The sequence below is a fragment of the Nonomuraea aurantiaca genome, assembly GCF_020215705.1.
GTDB lineage: Bacteria > Actinomycetota > Actinomycetes > Streptosporangiales > Streptosporangiaceae > Nonomuraea > Nonomuraea aurantiaca.
Map to the genome: position 1 here is coordinate 262,290 of NZ_JAIWNB010000010.1, position 11,794 is coordinate 274,083.

12 protein-coding genes are annotated in these 11,794 nt (G+C 67.9%); 4 read left to right on the plus strand and 8 right to left on the minus strand.

Features of this window, described 5'->3' with window-relative positions:
• Positions 1-198: 198 nt before the first annotated feature.
• Both LDL49_RS24770 and LDL49_RS24775 read right to left on the minus strand, forming a co-directional pair.
• The gene (locus LDL49_RS24770) at positions 199-780 is read right to left on the minus strand and encodes a TetR/AcrR family transcriptional regulator (protein ID WP_225293839.1); all 582 of its coding nucleotides are present in this window, start codon (positions 778-780) and stop codon (positions 199-201) included.
• 6 nt (positions 781-786) lie between these two features.
• Positions 787-1,260 carry a nuclear transport factor 2 family protein gene (locus tag LDL49_RS24775; protein WP_225293841.1) on the minus strand — a complete coding sequence of 158 codons (474 nt, stop codon included), beginning with the start codon at positions 1,258-1,260 and terminating at the stop codon, positions 787-789.
• 180 nt (positions 1,261-1,440) lie between these two features.
• Between LDL49_RS24775 and LDL49_RS24780 the strand changes: the two genes are divergently transcribed.
• Together LDL49_RS24780 and LDL49_RS24785 are read left to right on the plus strand one after the other, a co-directional pair.
• The gene (locus tag LDL49_RS24780) at positions 1,441-3,003 is read left to right on the plus strand and encodes a serine hydrolase domain-containing protein (protein WP_225293843.1); all 1,563 of its coding nucleotides are present in this window, start codon (positions 1,441-1,443) and stop codon (positions 3,001-3,003) included.
• Positions 3,004-3,144: 141 nt separating this feature from the next.
• Positions 3,145-3,927 (plus strand): MerR family transcriptional regulator, encoded by a 783-nt coding sequence (locus LDL49_RS24785; protein WP_225293845.1) that lies wholly within the window; start codon positions 3,145-3,147, stop codon positions 3,925-3,927.
• Between the two features lie 199 nt (positions 3,928-4,126).
• Here LDL49_RS24785 and LDL49_RS24790 read toward each other — a convergent pair whose 3' ends face one another.
• Entirely contained in the window at positions 4,127-5,248 is a 1,122-nt protein-coding gene (locus LDL49_RS24790) for a GuaB3 family IMP dehydrogenase-related protein (protein WP_225293847.1), read from the minus strand.
• A 3-nt stretch (positions 5,249-5,251) separates the two neighbouring features.
• Positions 5,252-6,733, minus strand: coding sequence for an IMP dehydrogenase (gene guaB / locus LDL49_RS24795; RefSeq protein ID WP_225293849.1), 1,482 nt, complete (start codon positions 6,731-6,733; stop codon positions 5,252-5,254).
• A gap of 432 nt (positions 6,734-7,165) precedes the next feature.
• On the opposite strand from guaB, the gene LDL49_RS24800 reads away from it, so the two are divergent.
• Both LDL49_RS24800 and LDL49_RS24805 read left to right on the plus strand, forming a co-directional pair.
• Positions 7,166-8,155: a helix-turn-helix transcriptional regulator gene (locus LDL49_RS24800; protein WP_225293851.1), complete on the plus strand. Its 990-nt coding sequence runs from the start codon at positions 7,166-7,168 to the stop codon at positions 8,153-8,155.
• Between the two features lie 39 nt (positions 8,156-8,194).
• Positions 8,195-8,572, plus strand: coding sequence for a DUF5319 domain-containing protein (locus tag LDL49_RS24805; RefSeq protein ID WP_225293853.1), 378 nt, complete (start codon positions 8,195-8,197; stop codon positions 8,570-8,572).
• On the opposite strand, the gene LDL49_RS24810 is transcribed toward LDL49_RS24805, so the two are convergent.
• The 4 genes from LDL49_RS24810 to groES all read right to left on the minus strand — a co-directional run bounded on the left by LDL49_RS24810 (position 8,533) and on the right by groES (position 11,712).
• A complete protein-coding gene (locus LDL49_RS24810) occupies positions 8,533-8,685 on the minus strand; it encodes a hypothetical protein (RefSeq protein ID WP_219531431.1) in 153 nt (50 codons plus the stop codon). The two genes, LDL49_RS24805 and LDL49_RS24810, sit on opposite strands and share 40 nt — an antisense overlap.
• Positions 8,682-9,317 (minus strand): sigma-70 family RNA polymerase sigma factor, encoded by a 636-nt coding sequence (locus LDL49_RS24815; protein WP_225293976.1) that lies wholly within the window; start codon positions 9,315-9,317, stop codon positions 8,682-8,684. The genes LDL49_RS24810 and LDL49_RS24815 overlap by 4 nt, the downstream gene beginning before the upstream one ends.
• A 386-nt stretch (positions 9,318-9,703) precedes the next feature.
• Positions 9,704-11,323 (minus strand): chaperonin GroEL, encoded by a 1,620-nt coding sequence (gene groL, locus LDL49_RS24820; RefSeq protein WP_225293855.1) that lies wholly within the window; start codon positions 11,321-11,323, stop codon positions 9,704-9,706.
• A 77-nt stretch (positions 11,324-11,400) separates the two neighbouring features.
• Positions 11,401-11,712 (minus strand): co-chaperone GroES, encoded by a 312-nt coding sequence (groES, locus tag LDL49_RS24825; RefSeq protein ID WP_184958020.1) that lies wholly within the window; start codon positions 11,710-11,712, stop codon positions 11,401-11,403.
• Between the last annotated feature and the right edge of the window lie 82 nt (positions 11,713-11,794).

An 11,794-nucleotide genomic window follows, 5' to 3' on the forward strand; every position in this document is an offset into this window, starting at 1 on the left:
GGATCCTCATCAGTATTGCCACGAAGCAGCCTTCGAGTTCACGCCGTGGCAGAGGATGAGGTGGAGGGTGCAGGCGCAGTCGAGTGCCTCGCTGGGGGTGCCCGTTGGTCAGCCGTTCATAATCCTCGGCGACCCCGACGGCTCCTCGTAGAGCCTGCCCGCCTAGATCGGTCGGCGGGCGTATCCCCCCATGTCAGGTCATCGAGCGGCGAGGACCCGCGCCCACGGCTCATCGATGTCGGCCAGACCCAGGACGGCGACCACGTTGTCGAGCATTCCGGCGCCGAACCAGCGCCGCACGGCGTCGTCGTTGCCCAGCAACTGCCGAACGACGTCGACCTGCTTGGCGTAGCACCGACGCACGGCCTCCCCTACCAGCGGCTCACCGGCGGCACAGTTGGCGTGCATGAGGAAACGCAGGATGGTCCGATCCGCGATGAGCGCGGCATACGCGCCGCGCGCCGCATCCAACACCGCCTCGGACGTCGGCCCGGCCCCACCAGACGCCGCCTCGGACACCGGACCGACCCCACCCGACACCCGCGAGTGCGTGACCAAGGTTTCGGTCATCACGACGGACACGTGGTCGACCACCGCCGCGAACAGCGCCTGCTTGTTCGGGTACAGGCGATAGAGGTACGGCTGAGAGATGCCGACCCGCTCGGCTATCTCGTGCGTCGTCGTACCGTAGAAACCCTTCTGCGCGAAGCAGTCCATCGCGGCGGCCACGATGGCCCGACGTCGTTCGTCGCTCTTCGTGCTGGTGCCGGCGGCGGGCATGGGCTCTCAGCCTCCAAAAGTCACGCTGAGGTCAGGGTCGGACGGCACGTCGTGGGGTGCGAGGGCCTCGATCGCCACCAGCGGGTTCCAGTAGTCCAGGTAGTGGGTGATGCGCGCCTCGTCATCGGTCCGGACGACGGAGATGCACTTCTGCTCGTACGGCTTCCCGGTCGGCAGTGCAGTGCCCGTCGAGCGGAATTCGGCGATCACGAGACTCGGATCGACCGTGGGATGGAACGCCAGGTCGACGAACTCTACGTCGAAGGTCTCGGGAAAGTTGCTCATGTGCGCGAGCAGTGCGTCGCGCCCCGTTACCCGTAGCGGCACGCCGGCCGGCGCGAACGGAAACTCGAGCACCGCGTCCGGGGCGAACAGCGTCACCCATTCGTCGACGCGGCCCGCCGCGGTAAGCCGCAGATGCTCGGCCACGGTGTGCTGGGCAGCGGCGCGGCGGCCGGCGTCGTCTGGCTCGGCTGTCATATCCGCTCCTATGTTAGTGATTGACCAATAACCTAGCAGGTCGCAGTAACCATGTCAGTCGTCGGCCTCGCCACAGCTGTGAGCTATATCACAGTTGAGGTTGACCTTGGGTCAGGGTGGAAGCTCGGCGCAGCGGCAAACGCCGACCCGGACATAACGGATTCGAAGGATCGAACCACCATGACGATCACCCTTTCCGACCAGGACAAGAGCACCCTGCGGATCGCCGCGTACGGCGCCGTGTCGCTGATGGCCGCCGCCGGCGCCGCCGGCAAGCCCCACAAGATCGCTGCCAACGGCAGCATCGCCCTAGGCTCGGCCACCGGTCTGATCGGTCACGTGCTCGCCACGTACCCCAAGGGCAAGGACCTGGCCGGCAAGTCCGTGGCCGAGATCGCCGACCGCGTGCTGCCGGCCTTGACCACGGCCATGAACCTGCTGAAGAAGCAGGATCCGGCCGAGGCCGACAACTTCCGCGGCACCGTTCTCATCGCTGTCGAGACCGCCCAGATTCACCAGGGCCAGCCGAGCCCTGCCACGACTGAGATGGCCCGCAAGATCACCGCGGCCCTCGACGCCGCCAGGGTAGACACTGCGGACCGCGAGGCCGGTCCAGAGACGGCTACCGGGCAGGATCGCCCGGAGTTGCGGAAGGCGATCGAGGAGATCGTCGACTCCGGTTTCGTCGGGGTCTCGCTGCGCGTGCACGATGAGCGGGGCGAGTGGGCCGGCAGCGCGGGGGCGGCCGTGCTGGGCGGGACCGCCAAGCCGCCGATCGACGGGCATGTCCGGATCGGCAGCGCCACCAAGACCTTCACCGCGACCCTGGTGCTGCAGCTGGTGGCCGAGGGCAAGGTCGGGCTGGACACCCCGGCGGCGTACTACCTGCCCGAGTTCGGGCTGGACGAGCGGATCACGGTGCGGATGCTGTTGCAGCACACCAGCGGGGTGTTCAACTTCAGCGGCGAGGTCTACGACGACGGGACGGTCGTACCGGGGATCCCCATCCCCTACGGCACCACGGGCAAGGAGTGGGTGGACGACCGGCTCAAGACCTACCGGCCGGAGGAGCTGGTACGTCTGGCGTTGTCCAAGCCTGCGCGGTTCGAGCCGGGCACGGGCTGGAGCTACTCCAACACCAACTACGTGCTGGCCAGGCTGCTGATCGAGAAGGTCACCGGCCGTTCGGTCGCCGAGGAGATGCGGCGGCTGATCCTGGAGCCGCTCGGGCTGTCGGGCACCATGCTGCCGGACGCCTCGCCGGAGATCCCCGCGCCGCACGCCCACGCCTACTACCAGTACGAGGACGCGGGCGAGCAGAAAACGATCGACATCACCCGCCAGAACCCCTCCTGGATCTCCAGCGGCGGTGACATGATCTCGACCACCCAGGACCTCCACACGTTCATCTCCGCGTTGCTGGGCGGCAAGCTCCTGCCGGCCCCGCTGCTGGCCGAGATGTGCACCCCGCACCCGACGGGCATCCCGAACATGGACTACGGCCTGGGAGTGTTCGTGGTGACCACGGACAACGGCACGGTCATCTCCCACAACGGCGCCGCCGTGGGCCATGCGGCGCTGATGTCCAGCACACCCGACGGCAGCAAGACCCTGATCGCCGCTCTGAACTGCGTGGACGACGCCGACCTGTCCATCGCGGCCGCATTCCAGAACGCTCAGCAAAGGCTCCTCAACGAGGTGTTCGGTGGTGGGCAGACCGATCCGGCTCAGCCGACGGACTGAGCACCTGTGACCCGTACGCCTCGAGGGCGGGCATCAGGTAGAACGCGAACCGGGGCCACGCCGAGCTCGGCGTGGCCCGTCCACATGCTCGGCTGTGGTCTGCTTAGTCGCCGAGCTCGAGCACAAGGCAGGATTGCGCAGATGAACGGAGTCACGATCGGGCAGGCGGCGGCATTCGTCGACGTCACGGTGAAGACGGTGCGGCACTACCACAAGCTTGGCTTGGTGAAGGAGCCGGAACGCGACAGCTCCGGCTACCGGAGGTACGGATCGGCCGAGTTGTTGCGCCTTGTCCAGGTCCGGACGCTGGCCGCCGCCGGGGTGCCGTTGGCCGAGATCGGGCCTCTGCTCGACGCCGACCCCGCGCTGTTCGCCACCGCGCTCGCCGACGTCGAGCGGCAGCTCGACGAACGGATCGAGGAGCTGATCGCGCGGCGTGACACGCTGCGCCGGCTCGCCGATGGTGACCGGGCTCTGCTGCCTGACCGTGCTGTGGCGCTGCTGGAGCGGCTGTCCGGCCTCGGCTTCTCCGCGGCGGACGTGGCGGCCGCCAGGGAAGGCTGGGTGCTGGCCAGGGCCCTGGTCCCCGAGGGCTTCGACGACTACCTCACTCATGTCGAGCAGGCCCTCGAAGACACCCGGTTCGTCGCCTTGATCAAGCGCGGCGCCGAAGCCGCGGACTGGGAACCGGACGACCCGCGCATCGCCGAGCTCGCCACCGCCATGGCCGACCACTTCCTCGCCAACCCCGCACAGCTGAAGATCGTGACCGGTCTGCAAGCCCGCACCGAGGCCGCGACCCGATACGAACTGATCGCCCTCCACGGCGAAGAGCAGGGCTCGGCCGCGGCCCAGGGGGTCGCGCTCGTCGAGACCAAGCTCCGCGCCGCCGGCATCCACATCCCCAGACCAGGCACCCACTGACCGCCCCGGCCCTTCGGCCCGGCGGCCGGCCGGGATCTGCCCGCAGACACCGTTGGAGCGGCGGTACGGCGTCACGCCGGGGTGGTGGCACCGGGGTGCCGCCCACGATCAGTACCGTTGGAAGCGACGTCTGCCCCCGAAGCGCGAAGCGCCCACCCGCGAAGCCCTTTAGGCCCGAAGCGGGTGGGCGCCCAAACGATCAGCGCTGGGTGGGAGCGACGACCACCTCGACGCGCTGGAACTCCTTGATGTCCGAGTAACCCGTCGAAGCCATCGTCCGCTTCAACGCCCCCATCAGGTTCATGGACCCGTCAGCCACGCTGGACGGCCCGTGCAGGATCTGCTCCAGGGTGCCCACCGTGTCGAACGCCACCCGCCGGCCTCGAGGCAGGTCCGGGTGGTGTGCCTCCGAGCCCCAGTGGAAGCCATGACCGGGGGCCTCCGTCGCGCGGGCGAGCGGCGAGCCGACCATGACCGCGTCGGCGCCGCAGGCGATGGCCTTGGCGATGTCGCCCGAGGTGCCCATGCCGCCGTCGGCGATCACGTGGACGTAGCGGCCGCCCGATTCGTCCATGTAGTCGCGGCGGGCGGCGGCGACGTCGGAGATCGCGGTGGCCATCGGCACGGCCACGCCCAGCACGTTGCGGGTGGTGTGCGAGGCGCCGCCCCCGAAGCCGACCAGGACGCCAGCCGCACCGGTGCGCATGAGGTGCAGGGCGGCCGTGTAGGTGGCGCAGCCGCCCACGATGACCGGCACGTCGAGCTCGTAGATGAACTGCTTGAGGTTCAGCGGCTCGGCCCGGCCCGAGACGTGCTCGGCCGAGACCGTGGTGCCGCGGATGACGAAGATGTCCACGCCCGCGTCGATGACGGTCTTGTGATATTGCACCGTACGCTGCGGAGACAGGCGGACCGCCGTGGTCACGCCGGACTCCCGGATCTCCGCGATCCGGCGGCCGATCAGCTCTTCCTTGATCGGCGCCGTGTAGATCTCCTGCAGCCGCTTGGTCGCGGCCTCGGCGTCGAGCGAGGCGCACTCCTCCAGCAGCGGCGACGGGTCGTCGTAGCGGGTCCAGAGCCCTTCGAGGTCGAGGGGCGCCAGACCGCCGAGGCGGCCGATCTCGATCGCGGTGGCGGGCGAGACCACGCTGTCCATGGGGGCGACGACCACGGGTAGTTCGAACCGGTAAGCGTCGATCTGCCAGGCGATCGAGACCTCCTCCGGGTCACGAGTGCGCCGGGAGGGTACGAGGCCGATCTCGTCGAGCGCGTAGGCCCGGCGACCGGTCTTGCCCCGGCCGATCTCCACCTGCTGAGTCATGTCTTACCTTCTGTGATAGTTCGGGGCTTCCACGGTCATCTGAATGTCGTGGGGATGGCTCTCCGTGAGTCCCGCCGCCGTGATCGGCATGAGCTCACAGTCGGTGTGCATCTGCGTGATCGTGCGGCAGCCGGCGTACCACATGCCCTGGCGCAGGCCGCCGACGAGCTGGTGGGCGACCGCCGCGACCGGGCCCCGGAAGGGGACCTGGCCTTCGATGCCCTCGGGGATGTATTTGTCCTCGCCGCCGATGTCGGCCTGCGCGTAGCGGTCCTTGCTGAAGGACATGCCGCCGCGCTCGCGGTTGCGGACCGCGCCGAGCGAGCCCATCCCCCGGTACGACTTGAACTGCTTGCCGTTGATGAAGATCAGCTCACCGGGCGACTCCTCGCAGCCGGCCAGCAGCGAGCCGAGCATGACCGTGTCGGCGCCGGCGGCGATGGCCTTGACGATGTCGCCGGAGTATTGCAGGCCGCCGTCGCCGATGACCGGCACCCCGGCGGGCCCGCACGCCAGCGACGCCTGGTAGATGGCGGTGACCTGCGGCGCGCCCACGCCGGCCACGACGCGGGTGGTGCAGATGGAGCCGGGGCCCACGCCGACCTTGACCGCGTCGGCGCCCGCGTCGACGAGCATCTGGGCGCCCGCCCTGGTCGCGATGTTGCCGCCGATGACGTCGACCTTGCTGTTGGCCTTGAGCTTGGCGACCATGTCGGCCAGGCCCTTGGAGTGGCCGTGCGCGACGTCGACCACGACCACGTCGACGCCCGCCTCGATCAGCGCCTTGGCCCGCAGCTCCGCGTCACCGCCGACGCCCACGGCGGCGCCGACGACCAGGCGGCCGTCCGCGTCCTTGGTGGCCAGCGGATATTGCTCGCTCTTGGTGAAGTCTTTGACCGTGATCAGGCCGCGCAGCCTGCCGTCGGGATCGACCAGGGGCAGCTTCTCGATCTTGTTGCGGCGCAGCAGCGCGAACGCGTCGTCGCGCGACACCCCCACCGGGGCGGTGACCAGCGGCATCGGAGTCATGACCTCACGCACCGGCCGCGACTGGTCGGTCTCGAAGCGCATGTCGCGGTTGGTCACGATGCCGACGAGCACGCCGGACAGGTCGGTGACGGGCACCCCGGAGATCCGGTACGTCGCGCACAGCCGCTCCACGTCGGCCAGCGTGTTGTCGGGAGTGCAGGTGACCGGGTTGGTGACCATCCCGGCCTCGGACCGTTTGACCAGGTCGACCTGCTGGGCCTGCTCCTCCACCGACAGGTTGCGGTGCAGGATGCCGATGCCGCCCTGGCGGGCCATGGCGACGGCCATGCGGGCCTCGGTGACCGTGTCCATCGCGGCGGAGACCAGCGGGATCGACAGGTTGATGCCGCGCGACAGGCGCGAACCGGTGTCCGCGTCACCGGGTTGCAGGTCTGAATAGCTTGGGACGAGCAACACGTCGTCGAAGGTCAGACCCGTCTCGGTGAACTTGGACATGCTGCGGCCCCTCCTGCCGATGCTGATGAGGCAAGTCTAGGGCCTACATGCAAAACGTCCCGAGGCCGGGAGCACGATGACCCCCACGGCCCGTCGTACCCCCGGCATCCCAAAGAGCCGAAGGATGGGGCGGTCGGTGATCCGCCCCATCCTCCGGCCACCGACATCCGGGCGGAAGCGCATTAAAGCGCCACCGAACCCCCCTCCGCGTCCTGATGGCCAGCGCTGCCAGCTCAAGTGGATGCCGACGCTGGGTTAAGCCTGCGTTACTCAACGGCACACCGCAATGTGAAAACGTGCAATTGCACGAAGTTGCACATGTGGCCAAGGAGTCCACGCAAGGAGCGGACAAGGACGTATCGCCGAGTTATTCTCACGACACGCCCGTGTCCCCCCTACGGAGCCCCTTTTATGCGCAGCGAGTCTCCCACCGTGTCCGATCCCCTCGCGACGCTGGGCCTGGACCCGGCTCAGACCGCGCTCTACACGGCGGTGCTGCGCCTGCACAGGGCCACGCGTACCGAACTGGCCCAGGCCATGGACGGTCCCGTCGACAAAGTGAGCAGACAGCTCGACGATCTCGTCAGGCTCGGAGTGATCGACGAACAATCGGGCGAATACCTCGCCCGGCACCCCGCCGCCGCGCTCGGCCGGCTGATCGCCGACCGCCTCGACCGGCTGGCCGAGGAGAGCCGGCGTATCGATTCCGCGCTCGGCTCGATCCGCGGGCTGATCCGCGACTACGACGTGGGGCACGACTACCAGAACGGCGCGTTCCGGGTCGAGATGGTGAGCGGGGCCGACGTGCTCTACGAAAGCGTGGTGGGCATGGCGGTGCAGTCCCCGCCGATGCGCTTACTCACCGCGATTCCCGACGAGCGGACCATGGCGGACTTCGTCCGAAAATTTGCCGATCCTTGGATCGATGCACAACAGCGGAAACTGCTGAACGTGCGGGCCGTCATCCCGGTCTCCACGCTGACCCTGCCCGGCGTACGCGACCAGCTGACCAGACTGCTGGCCGCCGGCGGGGCCGTACGCACGCTGGACCGGGTGCCGAGCTGGTTCATGACCGCCGGAGCCGACGCCGCCGGCCTGCCCGCGCTATGGGGCGGCAACCTGCCCGACCACGCCTACAACTTCTACCTGGTACGGACGCCGATCGTCGTGGGCATGCTCCGGTCGCTCTTCGAGGAGCTGTGGGGCCGGGCCGTACCCCTGCCCTGGGGTCGCCGCGGCGAGGGCGTGGTGCAGGTGCTGCGGCTCGCGGCGCAGGGCATGTGCGACGACTCCATAGCCCGTCAGCTGGGTGTCTCCGTACGCACGGTACGGGCAAGGTTTGCCGACGCCATGGTTCAGCTTGGCGCGCAATCACGCTTTCACGCAGGTGTGGAGGCCGCGCGGCGGGGCTGGCTGAGCTAATCACCACCGCGGTGGCCGCATCGGTCATATGGTGGGAAGGTGCTGGAAGACGTCCCCCGCGACCCGTTCGCGGACGACCCGAACGACCCTTCCTCAGCGATGGGCGAGCTCGACGACGCCGAACCGCTGACCGCCTCCGAGCGCGACGAGGCCATCACCGACCTGGCCGACGTCGAGGTCTTCCGCTCCTTGTTAGAGCAGCAGGGAGTGCTGGGACTGGTGCTCGACTGCCCGGAATGCGGCGAGCAGCACTTCTTCGACTGGGAGCTGCTGCGCGGCAATCTGCGCCAGATGATCGACAAAGGCCAGCCCCAGATGCACGAGCCGGCCTTTCACCCTGACCCGGCCGACTACGTGACCTGGGAATACGCCAGAGGCTACGTCGACGGTGTCATCGACACCGAGGAGCGCCGCTGATCCACGTCGTCCAGCAGCACGGCGAGCAGCCGTGCGGCCGGATCGCGAGAATCGGGCAGCTCGCCGCGGGCCAGCACGTCGAGGAGCGCGTCAGTCTGCTCCTCCGGCGTCAAGCCGACTCCAGTTCGGCCATCTGCCGCAGCCTCGCCAGCGCTCGATGCTGGGCAACACGGACCGCACCTGGTGACATACCGAGTACATTACCGGTCTCCTCCGCCGACAGCCCCGACACCACCCGCAACAACAGCAACTCGCGCTGGTTGTCGGGGAGTCTGGCGAGCAGCCTGCGGGCATACTCCACCTCGATGTAGCGGACCACCGTCTCCTCGGGCCCCGGTCCATCGTCCGGCCCGTCCGGTAGATCCTGAGTCGGTACGGCCGAGCGGACCGAGCTCCGCAACGCGTCGGCCACCTTGTGCGAGGCGATACCGAAGACGAAGGAGGCGAAAGGCCGTCCCATGTCGCGGTATCGCGGCAGCGCGGACAGGACCGCGATGCACACCTCCTGGGCTACGTCATCGGCAATGTGATATTGCCCTGAAACCCTGCCCAGCCTGGCGCGACAATAGCGCACCACCATCGGACGCAACTCGCCCAGCAGAGATTCGATCGCACTGCGATCTCCCTGCACGGCGAGGCTCGTCAGTTCCCTTAGGTCGGAGTCATCCGTCCGTGCCGGAAGTCTCGACGCGAGCCTTACCCCAATTTTGGCGTCGGCGACGCTTCCCTCGCTCACGATAGGCATGATGCCCGCACTGATCGGGCCTGTCGTCATCGCGAACGGCTACGGATTGGTCACATTGACGCGGCGATAACGGCCAGTAATCGACCGGCCACACTAAGCCTTTATTGCGGAAGAATATTTCATCCCATAACCCCAAATGTGCAGAAATTGTCAGACGCCTAGACGCTTAAGCCACACATCCGGTTTACCCGAATAAAGCGCTTTCCCGGTTCATCGCCCTTCGCCCACCCTCTCAGCAGCTTCGCCTGGATTGCCCGTATGTCATATGCCATACATGGCTTTGCGGAGGTACGAGACCAGGGGCGCGCCGGAGAAAGCACACGACCCGCACCTGGAATCAGGCGCGGGTCGGGTGCGGAAAGGAACGGCCCAGTGGAAAGGACGGCTCAGTGGCCGTGGCCGTGACCGTGGCCCTGACCGGCGGCGGCCGGCTCCTCCTCCGGCTTTTCGACGACGAGCGCCTCGGTGGTGAGGAGCATGCCGGCGATCGACGCGGCGTTCTGGACGGCCGAACGGGTGACCTTGACCGGGTCGATGACACCCTGGTCGAGCAGGTTGCCGTACTCGCCGGTGGCGGCGTTGAGGCCGTGGCCCGCCGACAGCTCCGAGACCTTGTGGGTGACCACGTAGCCCTCGAGACCGGCGTTCTCGGCGATCCAGCGCGTCGGCTCGACCAGCGAGCGGCGGACGATGGCGACACCGGTCGCCTCGTCGCCCGTCAGACCCAGGTCGTCGAGGTCCTTGGCGACGTGGATCAGCGCGGAGCCACCGCCGGAGACGATGCCCTCCTCGATCGCGGCGCGCGTAGCGGAGATCGCGTCCTCGAGGCGGTGCTTCTTCTCCTTGAGCTCCACCTCGGTGGCGGCGCCGACACGCAGCACGCACACACCGCCGGCCAGCTTGGCCAGGCGCTCCTGCAGCTTCTCGCGGTCCCAGTCGGAGTCGGACTGCTCGATGGCAATCTTGATCTCCTTGACCCGGTCCTCGATCGCCTGCTGGTCGCCGCCGCCGTCGACGATGGTCGTGTTGTCCTTCGTCACGACGATGCGGCGGGCGTTGCCGAGCACCTCAAGGCCGACGTTCTCGAGCTTGAGGCCGACCTCCTCGCTCACGACCTGGCCACCGGTGAGGATGGCGATGTCCTGCAGCATGGCCTTGCGGCGGTCGCCGAAGCCCGGAGCCTTGACGGCGACCGAGGTGAACGTGCCGCGGATCTTGTTGGTGACCAGGACGGCCAGGGCTTCGCCCTCGACGTCCTCGGCGACCACGAGCAGCGGCTTCTTGGTCTGCGCGATCTGCTCGAGCAGCGGCAGGAAGTCGGAGATCGAGGAGATCTTGCCCTGGGTGAGCAGGATGTAGGCGTCTTCGAGGACGGCCTCCATGCGCTCGGGGTCGGTCACCATGTACGCCGACAGGTAGCCCTTGTCGAACTGCATGCCCTCGGTGAACTCGAGCTCCATGCCCATGGCGTTGGACTCTTCGACGGTGAGAACGCCGTCCTTGCCCACCTTGTCGAACGCCTCGGCGATCAGGTCGCCGATCTTGGCGTCCTGGGCGGAGATGGTCGCGACGTTCGCGATCTCCTTCTTGTCCTCGACCGGGCGCGCGCTGGCGAGCAGCTTGTCGCTGATCGCCTTGGCGGCCTTGTCGATGCCGCGCTTCAGCGACAGCGGCGAGGCGCCGGCGGCCACGTTGCGCAGGCCCTCGCGGACCATCGCCTGGGCCAGGACGGTCGCGGTGGTGGTGCCGTCACCAGCGACGTCGTTGGTCTTGGTGGCGACTTCCTTGGCGAGCTGGGCGCCGAGGTTCTCGTAGCGCTCCTCCAGCTCGATCTCACGAGCGATGGTCACACCGTCGTTCGTGATCGTCGGAGCACCGAACTTCTTGTCGATGACGACATTGCGGCCACGGGGGCCGAGGGTTACCTTCACGGCGTCCGCGAGGGCGTTGACGCCGCGCTCAAGCGCGCGGCGTGCGTCCTCGTCGAACGCTAGGATCTTCGCCATGCTGAAAGTCCTCTCCTAGCGTCGAAAGCCCCGGCCGCACGCGCTCAAGCGCGCGCCCGGGGCCCGACGCATCCGGCTTACTTCTCGATGATCGCGAGAACGTCGCGGGCGGAGAGCACGAGGTACTCCTCGCCGCCGTACTTGACCTCAGTGCCGCCGTACTTGCTGTAGAGGACGATGTCGCCCTCAGCGACGTCGAGCGGAATACGCTTGTCGCCGTCCTCATCCCAGTTGCCCGGGCCCACCGCGAGGACCTTGCCCTCTTGCGGCTTCTCCTTGGCAGTGTCAGGAATGACCAGGCCGGAAGCGGTCGTCTGCTCGGCCTCAAGCGGCTGAACCACGATGCGGTCGCCGAGCGGCTTAACGGGAACCTTGGTGGCGGTCGTCACGATCGGACCTCCCCTTCAGATTTGAATGATCTAGAAGAGGCGACCAGCGGGGCCTGCCGTCGCGGGTGTCAGACCTGCCTCG

Excerpts from the sequence above, each read along its gene's own strand:
- LDL49_RS24770 (WP_225293839.1), bottom strand. The coding sequence starts at position 780 with ATGCCCGCCGCCGGCACCAGCACGAAGAGCGACGAACGACGTCGGGCC.
- LDL49_RS24775 (WP_225293841.1), bottom strand. The coding sequence starts at position 1,260 with ATGACAGCCGAGCCAGACGACGCCGGCCGCCGCGCCGCTGCCCAGCAC.
- LDL49_RS24780 (WP_225293843.1), top strand. The coding sequence starts at position 1,441 with ATGACGATCACCCTTTCCGACCAGGACAAGAGCACCCTGCGGATCGCC.
- LDL49_RS24785 (WP_225293845.1), top strand. The coding sequence starts at position 3,145 with ATGAACGGAGTCACGATCGGGCAGGCGGCGGCATTCGTCGACGTCACG.
- LDL49_RS24790 (WP_225293847.1), bottom strand. The coding sequence starts at position 5,248 with ATGACTCAGCAGGTGGAGATCGGCCGGGGCAAGACCGGTCGCCGGGCC.
- guaB (WP_225293849.1), bottom strand. The coding sequence starts at position 6,733 with ATGTCCAAGTTCACCGAGACGGGTCTGACCTTCGACGACGTGTTGCTC.
- LDL49_RS24815 (WP_225293976.1), bottom strand. The coding sequence starts at position 9,317 with ATGCCTATCGTGAGCGAGGGAAGCGTCGCCGACGCCAAAATTGGGGTA.
- groL (WP_225293855.1), bottom strand. The coding sequence starts at position 11,323 with ATGGCGAAGATCCTAGCGTTCGACGAGGACGCACGCCGCGCGCTTGAG.